Consider the following 18,696-nt stretch of genomic DNA (forward strand, 5'->3'; position numbering starts at 1 on the left):
ACTTGATCCAGAAGTTTGCTGGTGATCAACACGGGGAAGGTCTCGTTCATACGTTCCGGCACAGTAACTTAGCTGGGCGGAGCGTGCAATATGGCCGGGGCTGCGGCAGATAAAACCGGGGGAGGATTCGCGACCGATGGCAAAACGCCGGGAGTTTTTGGTACTGTCGTTTCGTTCACCCACAATAATAAATAAACGGACTTGCTCATGATCAAACAGACGTTGTTTGTACCGCTGGCTGGCTGCCTGCTTGCACTGGCTTGTGCTCAGGCCAATGCTGCACCCAATCCCTATTCGAATTTCATAGTTTTCGGCGACAGTCTGAATGACGCCGGAACCTTCACCGACACTGGCGGACCGGCCGGCTCCACCGAGCGTTACACCAACCGGACCGGGCCGGTGTATCAGGATGGCAGCGGTGAACTGTATTCATTGAATTCCACGCAGTTGCTCGGCGGACGCCTTGGCTTTTCGCCAGACCAGACAGCCTCCTCCAGCTCCGCCGTGCGCGCCGAAAACGGCCAGCCGGACGGTAACAACTGGGCGGTCGGCGGTTATCGCACCGACCAGATCCTCGACTCGATCACCACGCAATCCGCAACCGGCGAACGCACCCGCGCCGGTTACCTGCCATCGAACGGCTTCCGCGCCGACCCGAATGCGCTGTATTACATTTCCGGCGGCGGTAACGACTTCCTGCAAGGTCGCATTCTCAGCCTGCCGCAAGCCAACGCCGCCGCCGATCGACTGGCCGACAGCGTGCAGACCCTGCAAACCGCCGGCGCCAAGTACGTGATGGTCTGGCTGTTGCCTGACGTTGGCCTGACCCCGGCCATCAACGGTACACCGCTGCAAGCCTTCAGCAGCCAACTCGCCACGCAGTTCAACAGCCAGTTGGTCACTCGCCTGCAAGGCATCAACGCTGAAATCATTCCGCTGAACATTCCGGTCCTGTTGTCGGAAGTGTTTGCCGATCCAGGACGTTTTGGCCTCGCAACCGATCAGAACCTCACTGCGACCTGCTTCAGTGGCAATAGCTGCACCGAAAACGCCCGTTACGGCATCAACAGCGCGACACCCGATCCGAGCAAGCTGATCTACAACGACGGCGTGCACCCGACCGAGGCCGGGCAAAAGCTGATCTCCGATTACGCCTATTCCCTGCTCGCCGCGCCGTGGGAGCTGACGCTGCTACCGGAAATGGCCCACGCCACCGTGCGTGCGCATCAGGATGAGCTGCGCAATCAATGGCAGGCGGACTGGGAGAACTGGCAAGCGGTAGGTCAATGGCGCGCCATTGTTTCGGCAGGCGGCCAACATCTTGATGTCGACAGCCAAAGCAGCGGCGCCAGCGCCGATGGCAGCGGTTACAACCTCAACGTCGGCGGCAGCTACCGCTTGAATGAAGCTTGGCGCGTCGGTGTGGCAGGCGGTTTCTACCGGCAGAATCTGGAGGCTGGGCATAACGATTCCGACTACAAACTCAACAGCTACATGGCCACGGCATTTGCCCAATATCAGCAAAATCGCTGGTGGGCTGACGCAGCGTTGACCGGCGGCAAGCTCGACTACGACAACCTCAAGCGCAAATTTGATCTGGGCGTCAGCGAAGGTGCAGAAAAAGGCGACACCGACGGTAGCCTCTGGGCCTTCAGCGCCCGCGTCGGTTACGACATTGCCCAGCCGGGCAGCGAGTGGCACCTGTCGCCATTCGTCAGCGCCGACTACGCCAGCGTCGATGTCGACGGCTACTCAGAGAAAAGCAACCGCGCCACGGCGCTGACTTTCGATGATCAGACTCGTGACTCGAAACGCCTGGGGTTGGGCTTGCAGGGCAAGTACAACTTCACCCCGCAAACCCAGGTATTCGGCGAGTACGCTCACGAGCGTGAGTACGAAGACGACGTGCAGAAGGTCAACATCGCGCTCAATACCTTGCCGGCCAACGACTTCAAACTTGAGGGCTACACGCCGCAGAGTCATTTGAACCGTTTGAGCCTGGGCGTCAGCCACAAACTCACGGCGGATCTGGCGCTGCGCGGCGGCTACTCGCTGCGCAAGGATGATGACTTTACCCAGCAGGGTGTTAATGTCGGGGTTGTGCTCGACTTCTAAATCCCACGCATAAAAAAGCGGCGCCTTCACAGGCGCCGCTTTTTTATGGCTGAACACAGATCAAAATGTAGGAGTGAGCCTGCTCGCGATTACGGTGGTTCAGACAACATATCCGTTGAATGTTAATCCGCTATCGCGAGCAGGCTCACTCCTACAGGGGGTTTTGCGTGAGTTCAGGCTTCCGGGGTTTGCTCGGCCAGGGCCACGGCGCGGAACATCGCGCGGCGCTTGTTCAGAGTTTCTTCCCATTCCAGTGCCGGCACCGAGTCGGCAACGATGCCGCCGCCGGCCTGCACGTGCAGTTCGCCGTTCTTGATCACCGCCGTACGAATCGCAATCGCGGTGTCCATGTTGCCGTTCCAGGCGAAGTAACCCACCGCCCCACCGTAGACGCCACGCTTGACCGGCTCCAGTTCGTCGATGATTTCCATCGCGCGAATCTTCGGCGCGCCCGACAAGGTGCCCGCCGGCAGAATCGCTCGCAGCGCGTCCATTGCCGTCAGCCCGGCTTTCAACTGGCCGGTGACGTTGGAGACGATGTGCATCACGTTGGAATAGCGCTCGATGACCATCTTCTCGGTGAGCTTCACCGAGCCGATTTCCGAAACCCGGCCAGTGTCGTTACGACCCAGATCGATCAGCATCAAGTGCTCGGCGATCTCCTTGTCGTCTGACAGCAAGTCCTCTTCCAGCGCCACATCCGCTTCTTCCGTGGCGCCACGTGGGCGCGTGCCGGCAATCGGGCGCACGGTGATCAGGTTGTCTTCGACCCGCACCAGCACTTCCGGCGAACTGCCAACGACGTGGAAGTCGCCGAAGTTGAAAAAGTACATGTACGGCGTCGGGTTGAAGCAACGCAAAGCGCGGTACAGATCGATCGGCGCAGCCTTGAAGTCGATCGACATGCGCTGCGACGGCACAACCTGCATGCAGTCACCGGCAAGGATGTATTCCTTGATGGTATCGACGGCTTTTTCGTAGTCGTTCTGGGTGAAACTCGAACGGAACACCGGATCAGCCGACTGCTGCTTGCTGAAATCCAGGCCGCGGCGCGGGGTGATCGGCTGACGGAGTTTTTCCAGCAACGCCTGCAACTGTGCCTGACCTTGTTCGAAGGCATCCGCCTGCGCAGGGTCGGCCAGCACGATCGCGTGCATCTTGCCGGCGAGGTTGTCGAACACCACGACGGCGTCGGAAACCATCAGCAGAATGTCTGGCACGCCCAGCGGATCCGGGTTCGGGCACTTGCCCAGGCGCTTTTCGACATAACGCACGCAGTCGTAACCGAAGTAACCCACCAGACCACCGTTGAAACGCGGCAGACCAGCGATGGTCGGCACGTTGTAGCGCGCCTTGAAGGCCTCAACGAAGGCCAACGGGTCTTCCACATCGTGGCTTTCGGTCTCGACGCCATCAACGGTGATGCTCACGTGATGGTCGTGAACCCGCAACACGGTGCGGCACGGCAGACCGATGATCGAGTAACGGCCCCATTTCTCGCCGCCCTGTACCGATTCGAGCAGGTAGGAGTTGGGCTGGTCGGCCAGTTTCAGGTAGATCGACAGCGGGGTGTCGAAGTCGGCCAGGGTTTCGCAGGCCAACGGAATGCGGTTGTAGCCGTCAGCGGCCAAGCGCAGGAATTCTTCGCGGATCATAAGGTGCCTCGTGGTGTGAGGGGCAAATCAGTCAGGTATGCAAACGCGCCGGCAGGCCGGCCAGGAACAAGTCAGGCGCGCCAACGCCAGCGGGCCAGGGCCTTGATGACTTTCATCCAGAGTTTGCGAGTGACCACCACGATGGCGTTTCCAGAATGGGATTGAGCAGCGTCGGGCAACGTTATCTCAGCGGCCGAACCGAGGCAACCGGGAATTAGCTTGCGCAGATCGTCGATCACCAGCGCCGGGGATTCCTCGGCGATCGGCCTGCCGTGGTTGTAGCCATAACTCAGCGCCACGCATTTGACCCCCGCCGCTTTCGCCGCCAGCACGTCGCTGCGCGAGTCGCCGACGAACAACGATTGCGAGGCCGGGATGTTGGCCATTTTCATCACGAAAAACAGCGCGGCCGGATCAGGCTTTTTCTGCGGCAGGGTATCGCCACCGATGATCCACTTGAAGTAGCGACCGATCTTCATCTGATCCAGCAGCGGCGCGACGAAGCGCTCCGGTTTGTTGGTAATCAGCGCCATGGCCACGCCTTGCTTGTGCAGCCACTTGAGAGTGTCGCGCACGCCGGGATAGACCACGGTCAGCTCATGGCTGGCGCCGTAGGCGTCCATGAATACTTCCAGCGCGTGCTCGGCTTCGACGTCATCCACCGCCGAATGATCGATACCACCGGCCAACGCACGGCGCACCAGTACTGGCGCGCCGTTGCCCACCCACTCGCGCACCGAATCGATGCCCGCCGGTTGCCGGCCGAGAGAGAGCAGCATGGTGTCCACGGCGGCTGCCAGGTCCGGAACCGAGTCGATCAGTGTGCCATCCAGATCGAACATCACCAGCCGTGGCAGTTTCCCCGGGAACAGCTGCTCAAACCCGCTCATGGGCGAGCCAGCGCCAGTTCGGAACGCATCTTGTCGATGACTTCCTGATAGTTCGGCGCATTGAAGATTGCCGAGCCGGCAACAAAGGTGTCAGCGCCAGCAGCGGCGATTTCGCGGATGTTGTTGACGTTGACGCCGCCATCGATTTCCAGGCGGATGTCACGGCCCGAGGCATCGATGATCGCCCGCGCTTCGCGCAGTTTATCGAGGGTGCCAGGAATGAACTTCTGCCCGCCGAAGCCCGGGTTGACGCTCATCAGCAAGACCATGTCGACCTTGTCGATCACATACTTGAGCACGTCCAGCGGGGTCGCCGGGTTGAACACCAGACCGGATTTGCAGCCACCTTCACGGATCAGCTGCAGCGAGCGATCGACGTGCAGCGTGGCTTCCGGGTGGAAGGTGATGTAGGTGGCGCCAGCTTCGATGAAGTCGCCGACAATGCGATCCACCGGGCTGACCATCAGGTGCGCGTCGATCGGCGCGGTAACGCCGTACTTGCGCAATGCCGCGCAGACCATCGGACCGATGGTCAGGTTTGGCACGTAGTGGTTGTCCATGACGTCGAAGTGGACGAAGTCGGCGCCAGCGGCGAGAACGTTGTCTACTTCCTCGCCGAGGCGGGCGAAGTCGGCGGAGAGAATCGACGGAGCAATTACGAAGGGCTGCATGACGCACCTTTTCTGAGCTAAATCACGATGGCGCGCATTGTATACCTCAAGTTTCCAAGCGCGCACCGTGACCGCGATGATTGGGTTATGCCATGACGGATGACCAGCGCTGACTCAATACGCCGCGCGGTAGATCTTCTCGATATCGACAGCACTGAGTTTGCGCGGGTTATTGCGCATCAGCCGCTCAATGCCCGCGGCTTCCACGGCCATCGCCGGGATCGCCTCTTCCGGCACGCCGAAACTACGCAGCCCGGCCGGGATTTCCACGGCCGCGCACAGATCGGTCATCGCCTGCACGGCTTTGTCCGCCGCCTCGGCTGCACTCAGATGAGCAGTCTTCACCCCCATGGCTTCGGCAATATCCTGCATGCGTTCGACGCAGGCCATCTTGTTCCAGGTCATGACATACGGCAGCAGCAAGGCATTGCTCACGCCATGGGCGATATTGAAACGCCCGCCCAGTGGATACGCCAGCGCATGCACCGCGCCAACCCCGGCATTGCCGAACGCCATGCCGGCCATCAGGCTGGCGGTGGCCATGTCTTCGCGAGCCTGCAGGTTGGCGCCGTTGGCATAGGCCTTGGGCAACGCTTTGGCGATCAGCTTGATGGCGCCGATGGCCAGCGAATCGGTGATCGGCGAGGCATTCACCGACAGATAGGATTCGATGGCGTGCACCAACGCGTCGACACCACTGGCGGCGGTGACGCTGCGCGGACAGGTCAGGGTCATCTGCGGGCTGACCAGCGCCACGTCCGGTAACAGAAAGTCGCTGACGATGCCTTTCTTCAGTTGCGCGACTTTGTCCGAGAGAATCGCCACATTGGTGACTTCGGAACCGGTGCCGGCGGTGGTCGGGATGGCAATCAGCGGTGGGCCTTTGCGTGGCACCTGATCGACGCCGAACAGATCTTCCAGCGCGCCGTGGTAACCGGCGTAGGCGGCGACGCTTTTGGCGATGTCGATGGCACTGCCGCCACCGAGGCCGATCAAGCCGTCATGCCCGCCCTCGCGGTAAACGCGCATGCAGTCTTCGACGATGGCGATTTCCGGATCGGGCAGCACGCGGTCGAAAATCTCGTAGTCGCGCCCACCGAGTTGCACCAGCGCCAGCTCGACGGTGCCGGATTTGACCAGCGCGGCGTCGGTGACGATCAGTGGATTGTCGATGTCCAGGCGCGTGAGCTCAGCGGCCAGTTGTTCGATGGCGGCGGCGCCGGTGATCAGTTTGTGAGCGATTTTGAACTGGGACAGACTCATCGTGCGCAGCCTCTTATAGATGTGGGAGCTGGGCACAAGATTAGCTGGGGATTTGGGGTTGTCTGCTATTCAGGTGGTGAATGGTTGATCGGTTAGAAGATCAAGAGCCCCTCACCCTAGCCCTCTCCCGGAGGGAGAGGGGACTGACCGAGGTGGATGGGAGAGGTACACCGACGTGCGATACCGAGTCGAACTCGAGTTTTGAAAAGCACAACGATCTGCTCCCCTTCCCCCCGAAGGTAAAAAGACTAACCGAGGTGCATGGAGGAGATACACCGACTTGAGATACCGAGTCGTTCTCGGGTTTTGAAAAGCACAACGATCTGCTCCCTTTCCCCCCGAAGGTAAAAAGACTGACTGACCGAGGTGCATGGAGGAGATACACCGACTTGAGATACCGAGTCGTTCTCGGGTTTTGAAAAGCACAACGATCTGCTCCCTTTCCCCCTCGCCCCCCTGGGGGAGAGGGCTGGGGTGAGGGGGTAAGCTTTTGATCTGGCCCTTAAACCTGAGCCGTACGCAGTTTTTCGCTACGCCCGCGCAGCCATTCCAGGGTCAGCAGCAAAATGACGGAGAAGGCGATCAGCAACGTGGCAGCAGCGGCAATCGTCGGACTCAGGTTCTCGCGAATCCCGCTGAACATCTGCCGTGGCAACGTCGCCTGCTCAGGCCCGGCAAGAAACAACGTCACCACCACCTCATCAAACGAAGTCGCAAACGCAAACAACGCCCCGGAAATCACCCCCGGCGCAATCAGCGGCAAGGTCACCCGGCGGAACGCCGTCAGTGGCGATGCACCGAGACTCGCCGCCGCCCGCACCAGGTTGTGGTTAAACCCCTGCAATGTCGCCGACACGGTGATGATCACAAACGGCACACCCAACACCGCATGCACGACGATCAGCGAGAAGAAGCTGTTGCCCAAACCCAACGGCGCGAAGAACAGATAACTCGCCACGCCGATGATCACCACCGGCACCACCATCGGCGAAATCACCAGCGCCATCACCAGCGCTTTGCCGGGGAAGTCACCGCGAGTCAGACCAATCGCCGCCAGCGTACCGAATATCATCGCCAGCACCGTCGCCGCTGGGGCAACAATGATGCTGTTCTTCAGTGCCCGCATCCATTCCGCCGAGGCGAAGAAGTCGTGGTACCACTGCAGCGAGAAACCCTGCAGCGGATAGACCAGAAAACTCCCCGAGTTGAATGACAGCGGAATAATCACCAGCACCGGCAGAATCAGGAACAACAGAATCAGGCCGCAGAGGATCCGCAGGCTGTAGAACCACACCCGTTCAATGGGCGACATGTAAGGACTCAGCATTTCGAATTCCCCTTAGCTCAGGCGCAGGCGACTGGCGCCGACCAGCCAGCTGTAAATCAGATAAAGCACCACGGTCGCCAGCAGCAACAGCCCGCCCAGCGCGGTGGCCATGCCCCAGTTGATGCTGGTGTTGGTGTAGAAAGCGACGAAGTAGCTGACCATTTGATCGTTCGGGCTGCCGAGCAGCGCCGGGGTGATGTAGTAGCCGATAGCGAGGATGAACACCAACAGGCAACCGGCGCCAACACCGGCGTAGGTCTGCGGGAAGTACACCCGCCAGAAACTGGCGAACGGGTGGCAGCCGAGGGAAATCGCCGCGCGCATGTAGGTCGGCGAGATGCCTTTCATAACGCTGTAGATCGGCAGGATCATGAACGGCAGCAGAATGTGCACCATCGAGATGTACACGCCGGTGCGGTTGAACACCAGTTCCAGCGGTTTATCGATGATGCCCATGGCCATCAGCCCACTGTTGATCAGACCGCCCGATTGCAGCAGTACGATCCACGCGGCGACGCGCACCAGGATCGATGTCCAGAACGGCAGCAGCACGAGGATCATCAGCAGGTTGCTTTGCCGCGACGGCAGATTGGCCAGCAGGTACGCCAGCGGATAAGCCAGCAGCAGGCAGATCACGGTGATGACCAGGCCCATCCAGAAGGTGCGGGCGAAGATGTCGAGGTAGATCGCCTGATCCGGGGTGGCCGGGGCGATTTCGCCGAGGTCGTCGATAYGGTGATCGACCGCTGCCAGCAAGTAGTAAGGCGTGATACTGCTGGTGTTGCGTTTGACCGCTTGCCAGTAGGCCGGGTCGCCCCAACGTTCGTCGAGACCTTCCAGTGCATCTTTATAGGAGGCCGGTTCGCTGGCAAACGGCAGCGCCCGGGCGGTTTTGGTCAACAGGCTGCGATAGCCGGCCAACTCCATGTTCAAGCGCTTGGACAGATCGCCCAGCGTCTGGTTTTTGCGCGCTTCGGCAAGGTCTTCGCCGGCAGCTTTGTAGACCGGTTCAGCGGGCAGGCCACGGCCGTTCCAACTGGCGATGGCCGCCACGGTGCGCGGCATGCCGCCGACCACTTCGGGGTTGCCGACGCTTTTGTAGAGCAGCGCCACGATCGGCACCAGAAACACCAGCAACAGAAACAGCACCAGCGGCGCAATCAGCGCTTGAGCCTTCCAGCGGTTGACCCGCTCGGCGCGCTTGAGCTTCTGCTTCAAGGTGGGGCTGGTGCCCTCGTTCAGGGGAACGGCGATGGCCATGACGTACTCCGCAAATCTTTGATCGTTACAGAGGTGGCGAACCACCTCGATCGATTGATGCACACAGATCCAAATGTGGGAGCGAGCTTGCTCGCGAAGGCGGCGCATCAGTCGACATCAATGTTCAATGTACTGGCGCTTTCGCGAGCAAGCTCGCTCCCACAGGAGAGCGAGCCCTCGGTTATTTCGCAGCCCAGGAGTTGAAGCGCTGCTCCAGTTGCTCGCCGTTGTCAGCCCAGAAGCTGACGTCGATCTGCACCTGGTTGGCGATGTTTTCCGGGGTGGTCGGCATGTCTTTCAGAACATCCTTGGCCAGCAGCGGTACGGCTTGGGTATTGGCCGGGCCGTAGGCGATGTTTTCCGAGTAGGTTTTCTGCTGCTGCGGCTGTACCGAGTAAGCGATGAATTTCTTCGCCGCTTCGGCGCGCTTGGCGTCCAGACCTTTCGGGATGGCCCAGGCGTCGAAGTCGTAGATGCCGCCGTTCCACACCACTTTCAGGTTGGATTCCTTCTGCACGGCAGCGATGCGACCGTTGTAGGCCGAGCTCATCACTACGTCACCGGAAGCGAGGTATTGCGGCGGTTGCGCGCCGGCTTCCCACCACTGAATGTTTGGCTTCAGCTCATCAAGCTTCTTGAACGCACGATCCTGGCCACCCTTGCTCGCCAGCTCTTTGTAGACGTCTTTCGGCGCCACACCGTCGGCCATCAGCGCGAATTCGAGGGTGTACTTGGCGCCTTTGCGCAGGCCACGCTTGCCCGGGAATTTCTTGGTGTCCCAGAAATCGGCCCAGCTGGTCGGCGCGGTTTTCAGCTTGTCGGCGTTGTAAGCCAGTACGGTCGACCACACGAAGAAGCCCACGCCGCACGGCTGAATCGCGCCTTTGACGTAGTCTTCAGTCTTGCCGAACAGTGCCGGGTCGAGTTGTTCGAACATGTCTTCGTCGCAGCCACGGGACAGCTCTGGCGATTCAACTTCCACCAGATCCCACGACACGCTCTTGGTGTCGACCATGGCTTTGACCTTGGCCATTTCGCCGTTGTATTCGCCGGCGACGATCTTGCCGTTGCCCGCCGCTTCCCACGGTGCATAGAAGGCTTTGACTTGCGCCGCCTTGTTCGCCCCGCCAAACGACACCACGGTCAAATCCGGGCCGGCGGCCATCGCGCTGGCCGCACCCATCAGGCCCAGGGTCAGGGCGGTGAACTTCAGGGATCTCAACATTTATTGTTCTCTCCACGTGCAGGGTTGGTGTTGGTATTGCCGGGGCGATCAGTTCGCCTCTAAAAGCGGATCAAGCGCGCGTACGTGCTCGACCTGCCAGCCAAGCGGTACCACGTCACCGACGGCGAGCGCTGGATCGAGCTCGGCAATCGGTTGTTTCACGAAGAAGTCGGTCTTGCCGCAGACTTCCAGGCGCACCCGGACGTGGTCGCCCAGATAGATGAATTCCGCCACCCTCCCTGAGAAGCGGTTAACGCATTGATCGCTCGAACCGTTGAGGCTGACGCGCTCCGGACGGATCGACAGGGTCACCGGTTCGCCGGTCTGGCCGACGTTGACCGCCAGCGCCTCGACCTTTTCGCCACGGCCCAACTCGACCACGCAGCGCTCACCGGTCTGGCTGAGCAGGCGGCCGTTGAGGCGGTTGTTCTCGCCGATGAAGTTGGCGACGAAAGTGTTTTTTGGCTCTTCGTAAAGGGTGCGGGGCGGGGCGATCTGCTGGATTTCGCCTTGATGGAATACCGCCACGCGGTCGGACATGGTCAGCGCTTCACCCTGATCGTGGGTCACATAGACCACGGTCACACCGAGGCGCTGGTGCAGGTGTTTGATTTCCATCTGCATGTGTTCACGCAGTTGCTTGTCGAGGGCGCCAAGAGGCTCGTCCATCAGCACCAGTTGCGGTTCGAACACCAGCGCACGGGCCAACGCCACACGCTGTTGCTGACCGCCGGACAGTTGCGCCGGATAACGCGAGGCGAACGCGTCGAGCTGAACCATGCTGAGGACTTTTTTCACGCGGTCACTGACATCGCTTTTGTTCAGGCCACGGACGGTCAGTGGAAACGCGAGGTTTTCCGCCACGGTCATGTGCGGGAACAGCGCGTAGTTCTGGAACACCATGCCGATGTCGCGCTTGTGCGGCGGCACGTTGTTGATCGAGCGCCCGGCCAGCAGAATTTCGCCGGCGGTCGGTGTTTCGAAGCCAGCGAGCATCATCAGGCTAGTGGTCTTGCCGGAACCGGATGGCCCTAGCAGGGTGAGAAATTCGCCTTTGCGGATGTCCAGGTTGAGGTCTTTGACGATCAGGTTCTCGCCGTCGTAGCTCTTCTGCACTCCACGAAAGCTGACCAGCACATCACTGGCCCCTGCGTTTGTTTCGACCTGGCTCATACCCACACCTTTGTTGTTGATGACTGCTTGTGGATTAAGCCTAGTGGTTGCTGACAGGCACGCAAATCGGGGCGCAGGAGAGAATCGCCTCAGCCGGATGGAAGGTTGGGGGTAGGGATTGCCCTACAAGGATGGCGCTAATGGATAAGGCAGTGGCGAGGGTTGAGTTGCAGGCTGCAAGAACAAGCAAAAGCGCCTGTCGTTAATGGATATGCGCACATCGAGAGCTGAACAAAGAACCCTGTGGGAGCGAGCTTGCTCGCGAAAGCGGTGGGTCATTCAACTCATTCTGTGACTGATACACCGCATTCGCGAGCAGGCTCGCTCCCACAGGGGAACAGTGCTGATCAGAGGAGTTTGTGTTCCATCGCGTACTTGACCAGTTCGGCCAGCGAGGTGATGTTGAGTTTCTGCATCAAACGCGCCTTGTGGGTGCTGATGGTTTTGCTGCTCAGCGCCAGTTGCTGGGCGATGTCATTGACGTTGGCGCCTTGGGCCAAGCGTTCGAACACCGAGAACTCGCGTTCGGACAACAAAGAATGCAGCGGCCGCGCATCGGTCAGGCCGACTTCGAAGACCATGCGATCCGCCAGATCCGGATCAATGTAACGCCCACCGGCCGCGACCTTGCGAATGGCGGTGAGCAACAAAGCCGGATCACTGTCCTTGGTCGCATACCCGGCGGCGCCAACCTTCAGCGCCCGAGCAGCCATCTGCGCTTCGTCATGCATCGACAGCACCAGAATCGCTGGCGGATTGTTCAGAGCACGGATGCGCGGGATCGCTTCGAGGCCATTGACCCCGGGCATGGAGATGTCGAGCAGCACCACTTCGCACGGCACATTGCGCAGGGTTTCGAGCAGTTGCTCACCATTGCTCGCCTCGCCCACCACTTGCAGATCCTTGGCCAGGCCAATCAATTGCTTGATGCCTTCGCGGACAATGGTGTGGTCTTCGGCTACCAGTACACGGATCAAATCTTTTCTCCAGATTTCAGGTACACACCAATCCCTGTGGGAGCGAGCCAGCTCGCGATAGCGTCAGCCCAAACACCACAAATTTTCAAACCTCACTCACCGGCACCCGCACCACCAGACTGGTGCCCTCCCCCGGCTCACTCTCCAGCGTCAACCTCCCGCCCATGATCAGCACCCGTTCGCGCATGCCCACCAGACCAAACGAAGTCGGCCGACCGCCAGCGGGGGCAAATCCTACGCCATCATCGGCGACCGTCAGACACAATTCGTCGCCTTCCAGCGCCAGCGTCAGTTCCACAGTATGCGCCTGGGCATGGCGCATCACATTGGTCAGCGCCTCCTGCAAGATCCGGAACAGGCCAATCGCCTTGGCATCACTGAGCGCCGGCAGATTGTCCGGCACCTGCACCAGGCATGGAATCTGCGTACGCGCCTCGAAGCGCCGCGCCTGCCACTCGATTGCCGACGCAATCCCGGCATCGAGAATCGGTGGTCGCAGCGCCGTCGCCACATCACGCACCAATTGAAATAACTGGGCGATCAGGCGCTTCATGCTGTTCAACCGTTCGTTCAGACCGGGATCGAGTTGCGCGTAGGCCAGTTCGCACATCGATGTTTCCAGTTTCAGCACCGTCAACATCTGCCCCAATTCATCGTGAACCTCGCGGGCAATTCGCGCCTTCTCTTCTTCACGCACGCTTTCAAGGTGCGCCGACAGTTCACGCAATTGCTCGCGGGAGGCCGCCAGTTCCAGCTCGATACGCTTGCTCTCGCTGATGTCCCAGACGATGCCGTCCCAGACATACGCGCCGTCCTCCAGTTGCCGGGTGATCGCTTTGATCTCGGCCCAGCGCTGCTCGCCCTGACGCGTGAGGATCCGGCCTTGCCATGACCAGTCACTGTCGGTGTCCAGCGCCTGATCCTGAGTGCAGTGATAACTCGCCTTATCGTCGGGATGCACCAGGCTGCGCAGGCCCATGTCGCGATGGGCAATGGCGGCCGGGGCATAGCCGACCAGACTTTCGCTGCCCTCGCTGATATAGGCAAAGTCGATCTGCCCGGTCACCGGCGCCCGCTCCAGACGGAACACCAGCCCCGGCACATTCGCCGCAATGCCTTGCAGTCGCGCCTCGCTTTCCTGCAACGCCGCCAGAGCCCGGCGGCGCTCGGTGACATCGGTGAGGTAAACCACCAGGTATTCGCTGTCGCGAAAGCGCAGGAAACTCAGCGACACGTCCGCGGGCAAAACACTGCCGTCGGCGCGCACGCAACTGGTTTCGAAACTCAGCGGCCCTTCTTCGCTGGCCCGCGCGCGCTTCCACAGATTGAGCCAGCGATCCATGTGCAGCCCCGGCTCGAAGTCGATCAGGGGACGCTCGATCAACCCGCCTGAGGGGTAACCGAGCATGTTTTCCGCCGCGCGATTGGCGTAGCGCACATGGCTGTCCCAGTTGACCCAGAGGATGCCGACGGTGCTTTGATCGATGGAGAACTGCGTCAACCGCAGCGCTTCTTCGCTGGCCGCGCGCAAGGCGATGTCTTCCCGGGCGGCCAGCAATCGCTGCTCCAGGCTGTGCTGTTGGCGGCGCTGCCAGAACACGATCGCGACACAACTGAGCAGCATCACCGCAAACAACAGACTGAGGTTCTGCCAGAAGCCGGGCGACTCCGACAGTCGCGGGTATTTCGGTTGCAGCCATTGGTTGTGCAGTTGCTCCAGATCTTTGGCCGGAATCGCGCGCAAAGCACTTTGCACAATACCGGCCAGCTCCGGCCAATCACGGCGCGAACCGACTCGCAGCAGTTGCGGCAGGCCGATATCGCCGACCACCACCAGCTCGGCGAACTCCGGCTCTACCGACAACCGCCCGAGTTGTGCCTCGTCGACCACGGCGTAGGCGGCCTGCTGCGTCAACAGCAACTGCAAGGCTTGACGCTCCAGCGGCACGCCTTGCAGGTTCAGGTGTGGATAGTTGCCGCGCAGGTAATCGGCAGTACTGCTGGGCATGCGCACGGCGACGCGGACCTGGCTGTCGAGTTTCTCCAGATCGATCACGCCACTGGCCTTCTGATCACTGACCACCAGTTGCGGCACGCGCATGTAGGGATCGGAGAACTGCCACAGACGCAACGCACTCGGGGTTTGACTCAGGCCCGGAGCGATATCGATCTCGCCCTCGCGCACGGCGGTTTCCAGTTGTGCGAGATCCTGAAAGTTACGCCAGCTCAGTTCGACATTGAGCGTCTTGGCCAACAACTTCATCAGTTCGACATTGGCCCCGGACAGCCGCTGCAAACGCCGGTCGTATTGCGCATACGGTGCTTGCAGGACCAGACCGACGCGCAGTTCATTGTGCTGCGCCAGCCATTGCTGCTGGCCCGCCGACAATTGCGCAACGTGGGCCGGGGGCGCAGGCGCCGCCCAGCCCATCAAGGGAAACCACAAACAGCCGATAACCCACAGGCAGCAAAATCGCTTCATTGAAGTCTCATACACTGACAAATTCTGACCAACCCATTAGGCTGCCGGGATACTTTCTGGCCTGGAATAACCGATGCCCTCTGTTTACCGCCTGGCAATGCCAGCATTGTGCCTGTCGCTGATCCTGCCCTGTGCGTTTTCCGTCAACGCCGCCGACCCCACTCCTGCGGCGGAAAAACCGGCAGAAGAAAAACCGGCCGAACGCCAGCCACTGCTAGAGCGTAGTCAGGAAGAGGCCGCCGCACTGGAACGTAAAGTCCCGGCGCAAGAACAGCAACAATTGCAGGCCGGCAGCGACAGCTTCCTCGCCCTGTGGAAACCGGCCAACACCGCCGAGCCCAAAGGCGCGGTGATCATCATCCCTGGCGCCGGCGAAACCGCTGACTGGCCGCAGGCAATCGGCCCATTGCGGCGCAAACTGCCGGATGCAAAATGGAGCAGCCTGAGTATCACCCTGCCCGACCTGCAAAGCGACGCCATCGCACCGCGCGTGGTTGAAGCGCCGGTTGCGCCGAAAGCACCGGAGTCGGGTAGCAAGGACTCCACTACCGCGCAGCCAATTGAACAAGCCGCTGGCGGTGAAGCCGAAGTGGCGGATCAAGTGGTCGCCGAAACCACTGAAGAACAATCCAAGGCTGACGCCGAAAGGATCTTCGCGCGCATCGACGCCGCGATTGCCTACGCCGAACAGCAGAGCGCACGCAGCATTGTCGTACTCGGACACGGCACTGGCGCCTATTGGGCCGCGCGATACCTGGGCGAGAAACAAACCGCGCAGGTAGAGAAGTTCGTCATGGTCGATGCGCAGATGCCAGCCAAGGCCAAACCGCCACTGGCCGAGTTGACGCCAACGCTGAAGCTGCCGACCGCAGATATTTTCTATATGGACAAGCCGCTGGATCGCAACGCCGCGCTGGAACGCATGCAGGCGAGCAAGCGCTTGAAGACTTCGGCGTTCAGCCAAGTGGCGCTCAGAGCTTTGCCAGACAGCAAGGCTGAGCAGGAACAGTTGTTCCGTCGGGTGCGTGGCTGGTTGAATCCGCAGAACATGGACTGACCGAATAAGACCGAGTCGCCCGCATTCGCGAGCAAGCTCGCTCCCACAATGGATTGTGTGCACAGATCCAATGTGGGAGCGAGCCTGCTCGCGAAGGTGCCATCACCGCCAACACAGCTCTAACGACTAGCGAAAATCCCGCCGCTCACGAATCAACGTGTAAGCATTGTGCAGCTCCCGGGTTCTATCAGTCGCTTCACGCACCTGCGCTGGCGTCGCCCCCGTTCCGGCAATCTTGTCCGGATGATGACGACTGAGCAGGCGCCGATAGGCCCGTTTGATCTGCGCCGGTTCACTGGAGGCCGACACGCCCAATAAACGCATCGCCTCCTGATAGCTCACTGCAGCACTGACGATCGGACGCTTGCCCGGTTCGTAATCACTGGCCAGCGCCTGCACCTGATGCGTTGTCCAGCCCAGCCATTTGCCCCACTGCGCCAACAATTCACGCTCGCTGACGCCAGCACGACCATCGGCCCAGACCATCCGCCAGCACGCACGCAAGACACCCTCGGCCGCATGGGGCTGCGCGCTCAAGCGACGCAGATAACCGCGCAGATTGTCATTTTCAGACTTGCCACGGTTGAATGCCGCGATGGCACGGCGCGTTGCCGGCTCACTCATCTCCAGCGCACGCATCTCGTTGCGCGCCTGCTGGATATGCCCGTCGGTAACCCGACCATCACTCTTGGCCAGACGCCCGAGCAACACAAACAACAGTTCGTCGTTGCGCAGCATCGGCCGACCGCCGAGTTTTTCCCGCAAGTGTCCCCAGCTCTGCAAGTGCAGACGCCGATCCAGCGCCTGCCCCAACAATGCCCCAAGCATGGCCCCCGGAATGCTGGCGATTGCAAATCCCGCTCCGGCTCCAATCAGAGTCCCTGGCCACAACATGTCAGCGACTCGCTTCTATCAATGTTTCAGCTTCAGCCAGACGCTCATGCGTACCGACATCGACCCAGTGCCCTTTCAGGCGTTCGCCACTCACTTCGCCAGCCGCCATGGCTTTGCGCAGCAGCGGTGCCAGCTTGAACGCGCCGTCGGTGCAGCCATCGAACAGTTGCGGATGCAGCACAGCGATGCCGCTATAGGTCAGGGTTGCAGCGTCGGGCTGGCCATCGATCACCTGGCCGTCGGCCAACGTGAAATCACCGTTCGGGTGATGCGTCGGGTTGTCCGCAAGGACCAGATGCGCGAGTCCGTTGATCGGCTGGTGCAGGACGCTGAAGTCATAATCGGTCCAGATATCACCGTTGACCACCAGGAACGCATCATCGCCAAGCATCGGCAGCGCCCGGAAAATCCCGCCGCCGGTTTCCAGTGGCTCGCCTTCGGGCGAGTACTGAATGCTCACACCAAATCGCGAACCGTCACCCAGATAATCCTCGATCTGCTGACCGAGCCAGGCGTGGTTGATCACGATCTCGTTGAATCCTGCGGCCGCGAGAGCGCGCAGGTGATATTCGATCAACGGAACACCGCCGGCACGCACCAGTGGTTTCGGCGTGGTCAGGGTCAGCGGACGCATGCGCTCGCCTTTGCCTGCCGCCAGAATCATTGCCTTCATGCTGTTGCTCCACCCCGCAGGCTGGTGAACAGCGCTTGCAGTTCGGCCAATTCAGGACGACGCGCAATCACCGCTTCTATATAGGAGAAGAAACGTGGCACGTCGGCCAGGTAACGCGGCTTGCCATCACGATGACAAATGCGCGCGAAGATGCCGATAACTTTCAAATGACGCTGCACGCCCATCAGATCGCTGGCGCGCAGGAAGTCTTCGAAGTCCGGCTGCACTGGAATGTTCAACGCCAAAGCTTGCTGCCAGTAATTTTCCAGCCAGCCGCGCACGCGCTCTTCGGGCCAGTTGAGGAAGGCGTCCTTGAACAGGCAGGTCACGTCGTAGGTCACCGGGCCATAAACCGCATCCTGGAAATCCAGCACGCCGGGATTCGGTTCGCTGAGCATCAGGTTGCGTGGCATGTAGTCGCGGTGTACCAGCACTTTGGGTTGAGCGAGTGCGCTGTCGATCAGCAGATCACTAACCTGCTGCCACTGCTGTTGCTGAGTCGAATCAAATTCGACACCGAGTTCACGCGTCACATACCACTCGGGGAACAGTTCCAGCTCACGGCGCAGCAAGGCAACGTCGTAGCTCGGCAACGGTGCAACCATCGGCAACTGCTGAAAAGCCAGCAACGCTTGCAGGGCATCGGCGAACAATGCGTCGGCATTTTCGCCATCGATCACGTCGAGATAGGTCTGGTTGCCCAGGTCATTGAGCAAAAGAAATCCGCGCTCGAGGTCCTCGGCATAAATTTTCGGCACATTTATTCCGGATTTCGCCAGCAAAAAAGCGATATCCACGAACGGTTTGCAGTTTTCCTGGGGCGGCGGTGCGTCCATCACGACGAAGCTGCGCCCCTCGCCTTCCCAGCGGAAGTAACGGCGGAAACTCGCGTCGCTGCTGGCCGCAGTCAACGTGGCCGGGGGCACGGTGCCCCAGCCCTGATCTGCAAACAGGATTGCCAACTGCTCATCGAGCCAAACTTTCAGGTGTTGCAAGCGTACATCTTGGTCAGGCATTGCAAGGGTCTCCGACGG

15 protein-coding genes are annotated in these 18,696 nt (G+C 60.4%); 2 read left to right on the plus strand and 13 right to left on the minus strand.

Annotated features, from left to right (window positions below):
* Nucleotides 1-207: 207 nt before the first annotated feature.
* Nucleotides 208-2,115, plus strand: a complete 1,908-nt coding sequence (gene estP / locus AC1DVF_RS00085; RefSeq protein WP_477781836.1) for an esterase EstP — start codon at nucleotides 208-210, stop codon at nucleotides 2,113-2,115.
* A gap of 173 nt (nucleotides 2,116-2,288) precedes the next feature.
* Here estP and trpE read toward each other — a convergent pair whose 3' ends face one another.
* The 10 genes from trpE to AC1DVF_RS00135 form a co-directional block, all read right to left on the minus strand.
* Nucleotides 2,289-3,770 carry an anthranilate synthase component I gene (gene trpE / locus AC1DVF_RS00090; RefSeq protein ID WP_116254390.1) on the minus strand — a complete coding sequence of 494 codons (1,482 nt, stop codon included), beginning with the start codon at nucleotides 3,768-3,770 and terminating at the stop codon, nucleotides 2,289-2,291.
* 71 nt (nucleotides 3,771-3,841) lie between these two features.
* Nucleotides 3,842-4,660, minus strand: coding sequence for a phosphoglycolate phosphatase (locus AC1DVF_RS00095; protein ID WP_034155098.1), 819 nt, complete (start codon nucleotides 4,658-4,660; stop codon nucleotides 3,842-3,844).
* A complete protein-coding gene (rpe, locus tag AC1DVF_RS00100) occupies nucleotides 4,657-5,331 on the minus strand; it encodes a ribulose-phosphate 3-epimerase (protein ID WP_007918813.1) in 675 nt (224 codons plus the stop codon). Before rpe ends, AC1DVF_RS00095 begins: the two co-directional genes overlap by 4 nt.
* A gap of 114 nt (nucleotides 5,332-5,445) precedes the next feature.
* The gene (locus AC1DVF_RS00105; RefSeq protein WP_093441891.1) at nucleotides 5,446-6,594 is read right to left on the minus strand and encodes an iron-containing alcohol dehydrogenase; all 1,149 of its coding nucleotides are present in this window, start codon (nucleotides 6,592-6,594) and stop codon (nucleotides 5,446-5,448) included.
* Between the two features lie 502 nt (nucleotides 6,595-7,096).
* Entirely contained in the window at nucleotides 7,097-7,921 is an 825-nt protein-coding gene (locus AC1DVF_RS00110) for an ABC transporter permease (RefSeq protein ID WP_008084123.1), read from the minus strand.
* A gap of 12 nt (nucleotides 7,922-7,933) precedes the next feature.
* Entirely contained in the window at nucleotides 7,934-9,181 is a 1,248-nt protein-coding gene (locus AC1DVF_RS00115) for an ABC transporter permease (RefSeq protein ID WP_477781837.1), read from the minus strand.
* A gap of 181 nt (nucleotides 9,182-9,362) precedes the next feature.
* Nucleotides 9,363-10,406: an ABC transporter substrate-binding protein gene (locus AC1DVF_RS00120; protein ID WP_016983607.1), complete on the minus strand. Its 1,044-nt coding sequence runs from the start codon at nucleotides 10,404-10,406 to the stop codon at nucleotides 9,363-9,365.
* A gap of 48 nt (nucleotides 10,407-10,454) precedes the next feature.
* Entirely contained in the window at nucleotides 10,455-11,579 is a 1,125-nt protein-coding gene (locus tag AC1DVF_RS00125) for an ABC transporter ATP-binding protein (protein WP_194935294.1), read from the minus strand.
* Nucleotides 11,580-11,926: 347 nt separating this feature from the next.
* The gene (locus AC1DVF_RS00130) at nucleotides 11,927-12,556 is read right to left on the minus strand and encodes a response regulator (RefSeq protein ID WP_093441901.1); all 630 of its coding nucleotides are present in this window, start codon (nucleotides 12,554-12,556) and stop codon (nucleotides 11,927-11,929) included.
* A gap of 85 nt (nucleotides 12,557-12,641) precedes the next feature.
* A complete protein-coding gene (locus AC1DVF_RS00135) occupies nucleotides 12,642-15,038 on the minus strand; it encodes a PAS domain-containing sensor histidine kinase (protein WP_477781838.1) in 2,397 nt (798 codons plus the stop codon).
* Between the two features lie 73 nt (nucleotides 15,039-15,111).
* Between AC1DVF_RS00135 and AC1DVF_RS00140 the strand changes: the two genes are divergently transcribed.
* On the plus strand, nucleotides 15,112-16,095 hold the full coding sequence (locus tag AC1DVF_RS00140) for an alpha/beta hydrolase family protein (RefSeq protein ID WP_093441912.1): 984 nt from the start codon (nucleotides 15,112-15,114) through the stop codon (nucleotides 16,093-16,095).
* A gap of 126 nt (nucleotides 16,096-16,221) precedes the next feature.
* Here AC1DVF_RS00140 and AC1DVF_RS00145 read toward each other — a convergent pair whose 3' ends face one another.
* The 3 genes from AC1DVF_RS00145 to AC1DVF_RS00155 are packed head-to-tail and all read right to left on the minus strand — an operon-like array spanning nucleotide 16,222 to nucleotide 18,678.
* Nucleotides 16,222-16,989, minus strand: coding sequence for a TerB family tellurite resistance protein (locus tag AC1DVF_RS00145; protein WP_093441918.1), 768 nt, complete (start codon nucleotides 16,987-16,989; stop codon nucleotides 16,222-16,224).
* Nucleotide 16,990: 1 nt separating this feature from the next.
* Nucleotides 16,991-17,662 (minus strand): N-acetylmuramate alpha-1-phosphate uridylyltransferase MurU, encoded by a 672-nt coding sequence (murU, locus tag AC1DVF_RS00150; RefSeq protein ID WP_095050318.1) that lies wholly within the window; start codon nucleotides 17,660-17,662, stop codon nucleotides 16,991-16,993.
* Nucleotides 17,659-18,678 (minus strand): aminoglycoside phosphotransferase family protein, encoded by a 1,020-nt coding sequence (locus AC1DVF_RS00155; RefSeq protein WP_477781839.1) that lies wholly within the window; start codon nucleotides 18,676-18,678, stop codon nucleotides 17,659-17,661. Before AC1DVF_RS00155 ends, murU begins: the two co-directional genes overlap by 4 nt.
* Between the last annotated feature and the right edge of the window lie 18 nt (nucleotides 18,679-18,696).

This window comes from Pseudomonas sp. P4_D7, assembly GCF_056401755.1.

Coding starts and splice junctions, on each gene's coding strand:
- AC1DVF_RS00110 (WP_008084123.1), bottom strand. CDS start 7,921: ATGCTGAGTCCTTACATGTCGCCCATTGAACGGGTGTGGTTCTACAGC.
- AC1DVF_RS00120 (WP_016983607.1), bottom strand. CDS start 10,406: ATGTTGAGATCCCTGAAGTTCACCGCCCTGACCCTGGGCCTGATGGGT.
- estP (WP_477781836.1), top strand. CDS start 208: ATGATCAAACAGACGTTGTTTGTACCGCTGGCTGGCTGCCTGCTTGCA.
- rpe (WP_007918813.1), bottom strand. CDS start 5,331: ATGCAGCCCTTCGTAATTGCTCCGTCGATTCTCTCCGCCGACTTCGCC.
- trpE (WP_116254390.1), bottom strand. CDS start 3,770: ATGATCCGCGAAGAATTCCTGCGCTTGGCCGCTGACGGCTACAACCGC.
- AC1DVF_RS00105 (WP_093441891.1), bottom strand. CDS start 6,594: ATGAGTCTGTCCCAGTTCAAAATCGCTCACAAACTGATCACCGGCGCC.
- AC1DVF_RS00135 (WP_477781838.1), bottom strand. CDS start 15,038: ATGAAGCGATTTTGCTGCCTGTGGGTTATCGGCTGTTTGTGGTTTCCC.
- AC1DVF_RS00155 (WP_477781839.1), bottom strand. CDS start 18,678: ATGCCTGACCAAGATGTACGCTTGCAACACCTGAAAGTTTGGCTCGAT.
- murU (WP_095050318.1), bottom strand. CDS start 17,662: ATGAAGGCAATGATTCTGGCGGCAGGCAAAGGCGAGCGCATGCGTCCG.
- AC1DVF_RS00095 (WP_034155098.1), bottom strand. CDS start 4,660: ATGAGCGGGTTTGAGCAGCTGTTCCCGGGGAAACTGCCACGGCTGGTG.
- AC1DVF_RS00125 (WP_194935294.1), bottom strand. CDS start 11,579: ATGAGCCAGGTCGAAACAAACGCAGGGGCCAGTGATGTGCTGGTCAGC.
- AC1DVF_RS00145 (WP_093441918.1), bottom strand. CDS start 16,989: ATGTTGTGGCCAGGGACTCTGATTGGAGCCGGAGCGGGATTTGCAATC.
- AC1DVF_RS00140 (WP_093441912.1), top strand. CDS start 15,112: ATGCCCTCTGTTTACCGCCTGGCAATGCCAGCATTGTGCCTGTCGCTG.